Genomic DNA, 4,980 nt, shown 5'->3' on the forward strand with positions numbered 1-4,980 from the left:
GCCGCTGACCGCCGAGGGCATGGCCTCCGACCTGATCGCCGCACTGCTCGCGACGGGCCCCCGACCGCCCGCGCTGGACCGGCTGCCCGCCGGCGAGTGCTGGCTGTTCCTGGAGACCGGCGGCGCCACTCCGGTGGAGGCCTACCAGGCCGCCCGCCGACTGGCCGACGCGGTGCGGCGCGAGCCCTCGGCCGCCGTCGCCCTGGTCACCGACCCCGTGGAGCAGCGCCAGCTGTGGGCCGTGCGGGAGGCGGGCGCCGGAATCGTCACCCGACTGCCGGGAGGCGGCGAGGCCTGGCCCGGCTGGGAGGACTCCGCCGTCCCGCCCGAACGGCTCGGCGACTACCTTCGCGGCCTGCGCGCCCTGCTGCGCCGGCACGGCCTGCGCGGCGTCCCGTACGGGCACTTCGGCGACGGCTGCGTGCACCTGCGGATCGACTTCCCGCTGGACATGCCCCAAGGGGTGCCGGTCTTCCGGGAGTTCCTGGAGCAGGCGGCCGATCTGGTGGTCTCCTACGGCGGTTCGCTCTCCGGCGAGCACGGCGACGGGCAGGCCCGCTCCGAACTGCTGCCGCGCATGTACGCACCCGAAGTCATCGACCTCTTCCGGGAGTTCAAGCGGATCTGGGATCCGGAGAACCTGCTCAACCCGGGCGCGCTGGTCGATCCGCGCCCGCTCGACGCCGACCTGCGCTTCGTCACCGCCCCGCGCCCGCTGCCGCTGGCCCTGCCGTACGAGCAGGACGACGGCAGCCTCACCAAGGCGGTGCACCGCTGCGTGGGCGTCGCCAAGTGCGTGGACCCGAACACCGGGGTGATGTGCCCGAGCTACATGGCCACCAGTGAGGAGCGGCACTCCACCCGGGGGCGGGCCCGGCTGCTCGCCGAGATGCTGCGGGGAATGGGGGCACCTCCCGGCCGCCAGGCCGGGGGAGCCGTCACGGACGGCTGGCGCTCCGAGGAGGTCCGGGAGGCGCTGGACCTCTGCCTCAGCTGCAAGGGCTGCGCGAGCGACTGCCCGGTGCACGTCGACATGGCGACCTACAAGACGGAGTTCCTGCACCAGCACTACCGGCACCGGCCGCGCCCGCTGTCGCACTACTCGATGGGCTGGCTGCCGCTGTGGCTGCGGGCGGTCGCGCTCGCACCCGGGGCCGCCAACACCCTGGTCCGCTCGCCGGCCGGCGACCTGCTCAAGCGGCTCGGCGGGATCGACCGGCGCCGGGTGCTGCCGGTCTTCCCGCCCGAGACCTTCACCCGCTGGTACCGGCGGCACCGCGCCACGCACCCGGCCCCGACGGGCGCGCGGCCGGTCCTGCTGTGGCCGGACACCTTCTCCGACCACCTGCAACCGAACGTGCTGCGCTCGGCCGTCGAGGTGCTGGAGCACCTGGGCTTCGACGTCCGGCTCCCGGCGGGCCCGGTGTGCTGCGGCCTCACCTGGTACTCCACCGGCCAACTCGGCACCGCCCGGCGGGTGTTGCGGCGCAGCCTGCGGACGCTGACGGCCACCGGGCTCCCGGCCGACACCCCCGTGGTCGGCCTGGACCCCAGCTGCACCGCCACCCTGCGCGAGGACCTGCCCCGACTGCTCGGCACCGACGGCCGGCCGCTCGCCGAACGCACCCGCACCTTCGCCGAGTTCGTCGACGAGTACGCCCCGGACGCCCCGCTCCCCCGCGTCCCGCTGGACGCCGTCACCCAGACCCACTGCCACCAGCACGCGGTGCTCGGCAGCGCCGCCGACCGCCGGGTCGAGGCCCGGCTGGGCCTGCACAACCGGGTGCTGGACTCCGGCTGCTGCGGGCTGGCGGGCAACTTCGGCTTCGAGCAGGGCCACTTCGAGGTATCCGAGGCGATCGCCGAGCGCGTCCTGCTGCCCGAGGTCCGGGCGGCCGGGCCGGACACCGTGGTGCTGGCGGACGGCTTCAGCTGCCGCACCCAGATCGCCCAACTCGCCGACGGGCGAAGGGCGCTGCACCTGGCGGAGCTGATCGCCCGGGCCCTGCGGCCGCAGGAGTAGGCTGCGCCTTCACCCGCCGAACCGGTCCGAGCCGCGCAGCGGATTCGAGTCCCGGCGCTCGGGCGCGAACGGGGTGCCGGAGGAGAGCGCCCGGTAGCCGACCACCAACGCCTCGCCCAGGAAGCCCACGCCGATGGACAGTTGGACTGGTCGGGCGTCCGGGGCCAGGCCGAAGTGCCCGGCGGCCACGGCGAAGCCGGCCATCACCGCCAGCGAGGCCCCCGCCACCAGGAAGGTCCGGCCGGTGTAGCGCTGCCACAGCACCCCCTCGCGCTCGTAGACCCGGATGGTGGCGCCACGGACCGCCCCGAGCGCGGTGCCGAGCACGGCACCCGCCGCCACCCAGACGTAGTCGCCCACGCCGAGTCCGTGGTGCTGCGACAGCGCCCACAGGCCGAGGCCGGTGAGCACCACCGGCGGCGCGAAGAGGTCCCGGGCGTTGAGCGGTTCGCCGCGCAACCGCCGGACCACCACCACGACGACCACGGCGGCGATCAGCGCCACGTGCAACCAGTTGTTCATCCCTGCCCCCTGCTCCCCGATTTTTATAGCTTGACTGTGCTAAATCAGCAATTTAGCTCGCCCGTGCTATAACGGCAACATGCCGAAGATCGTCGACCCCGTGGAACGCCGCCAGGCCGTCGCCGACGCCGTACTGCGCGTCGCCGCCCGGGAGGGCCTGGAACACGCCTCACTGCGCAACGTCGCCGAGGAGGCCGGACTCGCCATCGGCTCGGTACGGCACTACTTCGCCGGCAGCTCCGAGCTGATGATCTTCGCGATGCAGGAGCTGGCCCGACGGATCGACGCCCGGATCCGCACCCACGCCCGCGTCCTGCTCGACCCGGCCCCGGCACCCGGCACCGACCGACGCGAACAGACCGTACGACTGCTCGCCGAGATCCTCCCGCTGGACGCCGAGCGGCGCGAGGAGTCCGCACTCTGGCTCTCCTTCGTCACCGCCGCCCGCACCCGGCCCGAACTGCGGCCCCGCGCCGCCCAGATGCAGACCGACCTGGACGCACTCGTCCGGCGCGTCCTGGTCGAGGTCGAGCGCGCCGACGGCCTGGCCCCCGGCCTCGACCTCACCGTCGAGACCCGCCGCCTCTCCGCGCTGCTGGACGGCCTCGCCCTGCAAGCCGTCCAGCACCCCGACCTGGTCGGCCCGGACGCGCTGCGCGCGGTGCTCCACCGCCACCTGGACGACCTGGCCACACCCTGACACCGGGCGGGCGCCGGGGCCGACGCAACCGAGGCGGGGCGGCCCACACCCGGGCCGCCCCGCAGCCGTCGAGCCGCCTCGCCGTCGCCACGGCCGCGCCGTCAGACCTCAGCCGTCAGACCTCAGCCGTCGGAGCCGTCGGCGCCTCCTCCGCGCAGACCGCCGACACGAACTCCGCGACCCGGGCCTGCGGCAGCCCGCGCGCGATGTCCGCCTCGCTGATCATGCCGACCAGCTTGTGCTCGGGGTGGTTGATCACCGGCAGCCGCCGGACCTGGTACTGCTCCATCACCCGCAGCACCTGCTCGCAGTCCTCGTCCGCCTCCACCGTCATCGGCCGCCCCTGCGCCAGCTCGCCCGCCGTGACCGCCGCCGGGTCACGGCCCTCGGCGACGCAGCGCAGCACGATGTCGCGGTCGGTCACGATGCCCACCAGCTTGTCGCCCACACCGCAGATGGGCAGGGCGCCCACGTCCCGTTCCCGCATGATCCGGGCGGCGGCGGCGAGCGTCTCGTGCTCGCGGATGCACTCCGCGCCCGGGTGCATGATGTCGCTGGCTCTGGTCATGGTCCGCCTCCTGACCTGGAGTTCTCCCCCCGTCCATCGTGATCCCGGCCGGTGCCGTACGCCACCGGGGTGCCCGCCCGCTCAGGCCGCCGTCCCCGGCTCGGTGCGCTCCGCCGCCTCCGCGCGCCCACCTTCGAGGTCCGCGCTCTCCAACGGCGAGTGGGACAACAGGTCCTCCAGCGGCGGGAGTTCGCGCTTGACCTGTTCCCGGTCGAGCTCGGGCTCCGGGGCCTCGCCGCTCTCCACGGCCTCCTCGGCCGCCTTCGCCGCGGCCGCGACCGAAGCGGCCGCCAGCAGGTCCCGCTGCTGGGACTCCGTCGCGCTGTCCAGGAACCGCAGCAGCTCCACCGGGAAGGGCAGCACCAGCGTCGAGTTCTTCTCCGCCGCCACCTCCACCACGGTCTGCAACAGCCGCAGTTGGAGCGCCGACGGGGTCGCGCTCATCACCGCCGCCGCCTCCGACAGCCGCGCCGAGGCCTGGTACTCGCCGTCCGCCGTGATGATCCGCGCCCGCCGCTCCCGCTCGGCCTCTGCCTGGCGCGCGATCGAGCGCTTCATCGACTCCGGCAGGGCGACGTCCTTGATCTCCACCCGGTCGATCTGGATGCCCCAGCCCAGCGCCGGACTGTCGATCATCAACTCCAGCCCCTGGTTGATCGGTTCGCGGTTGGCCAACAGGTCGTCCAACTCGCTCTTGCCGATGATCGACCGCAGCGAGGTCTGCGCGACCTGGGAGATCGCGAAGTTGTAGTCCTGCACGTTGACCGTCGCCTTGACCGGATCCAGGACCCGGTAGTACACGACCGCGTCCACCCGCACGGTCACGTTGTCCCGGGTGATGCCCTCCTGCGCCGGGATCGGCATCGTGACGATCTGCACGTTCACCCGGCGCAGCCGGTCCGCGACCGGCATCAGCGCCACCAGCCCCGGCTGCCGGACCTCGTCGCGCACCCGCCCGAAGCGGAACACCACGCCCTTCTGGAACTGCTGGACCACCCGGACGCTCATCGCGGCCCACAACGCGCCCAGCCCGGCCAGCCCCCCGAGAGCCCCCAGCACCGCATCGACGATCATCGCGGCCTCCTCGCGGCCTGCGCACACACCGAGGTCTCCGGCCGCCGCCGGCCCGGCAAAGGGTCGGGGACCGCCGGAGCAACTGATTCCACG

General features: G+C 73.8%; 5 protein-coding genes. 2 read left to right on the top strand and 3 right to left on the bottom strand.

The annotated features are described in order from the left end of the window. Positions 1-2,023: FAD-binding and (Fe-S)-binding domain-containing protein (locus J0670_RS29890; protein WP_207814826.1), on the top strand; the 2,023-nt coding region annotated here is incomplete at its 5' end. A gap of 9 nt (positions 2,024-2,032) precedes the next feature. Here the strand turns inward: J0670_RS29890 and J0670_RS29895 are convergent. After that, positions 2,033-2,545, bottom strand: coding sequence for a DUF1453 domain-containing protein (locus J0670_RS29895; RefSeq protein WP_207814827.1), 513 nt, complete (start codon positions 2,543-2,545; stop codon positions 2,033-2,035). Between the two features lie 79 nt (positions 2,546-2,624). Between J0670_RS29895 and J0670_RS29900 the strand changes: the two genes are divergently transcribed. After that, positions 2,625-3,245, top strand: a complete 621-nt coding sequence (locus tag J0670_RS29900) for a TetR/AcrR family transcriptional regulator (protein WP_207814828.1) — start codon at positions 2,625-2,627, stop codon at positions 3,243-3,245. A gap of 115 nt (positions 3,246-3,360) precedes the next feature. Here J0670_RS29900 and J0670_RS29905 read toward each other — a convergent pair whose 3' ends face one another. Together J0670_RS29905 and J0670_RS29910 are read right to left on the bottom strand one after the other, a co-directional pair. After that, positions 3,361-3,813 carry a CBS domain-containing protein gene (locus J0670_RS29905; RefSeq protein WP_207814829.1) on the bottom strand — a complete coding sequence of 151 codons (453 nt, stop codon included), beginning with the start codon at positions 3,811-3,813 and terminating at the stop codon, positions 3,361-3,363. Between the two features lie 81 nt (positions 3,814-3,894). Beyond that, positions 3,895-4,887, bottom strand: coding sequence for an SPFH domain-containing protein (locus tag J0670_RS29910; RefSeq protein ID WP_243437715.1), 993 nt, complete (start codon positions 4,885-4,887; stop codon positions 3,895-3,897). Between the last annotated feature and the right edge of the window lie 93 nt (positions 4,888-4,980).

This window comes from Streptomyces sp. FH025, from assembly GCF_017427025.1.
Lineage (GTDB): Bacteria > Actinomycetota > Actinomycetes > Streptomycetales > Streptomycetaceae > Kitasatospora.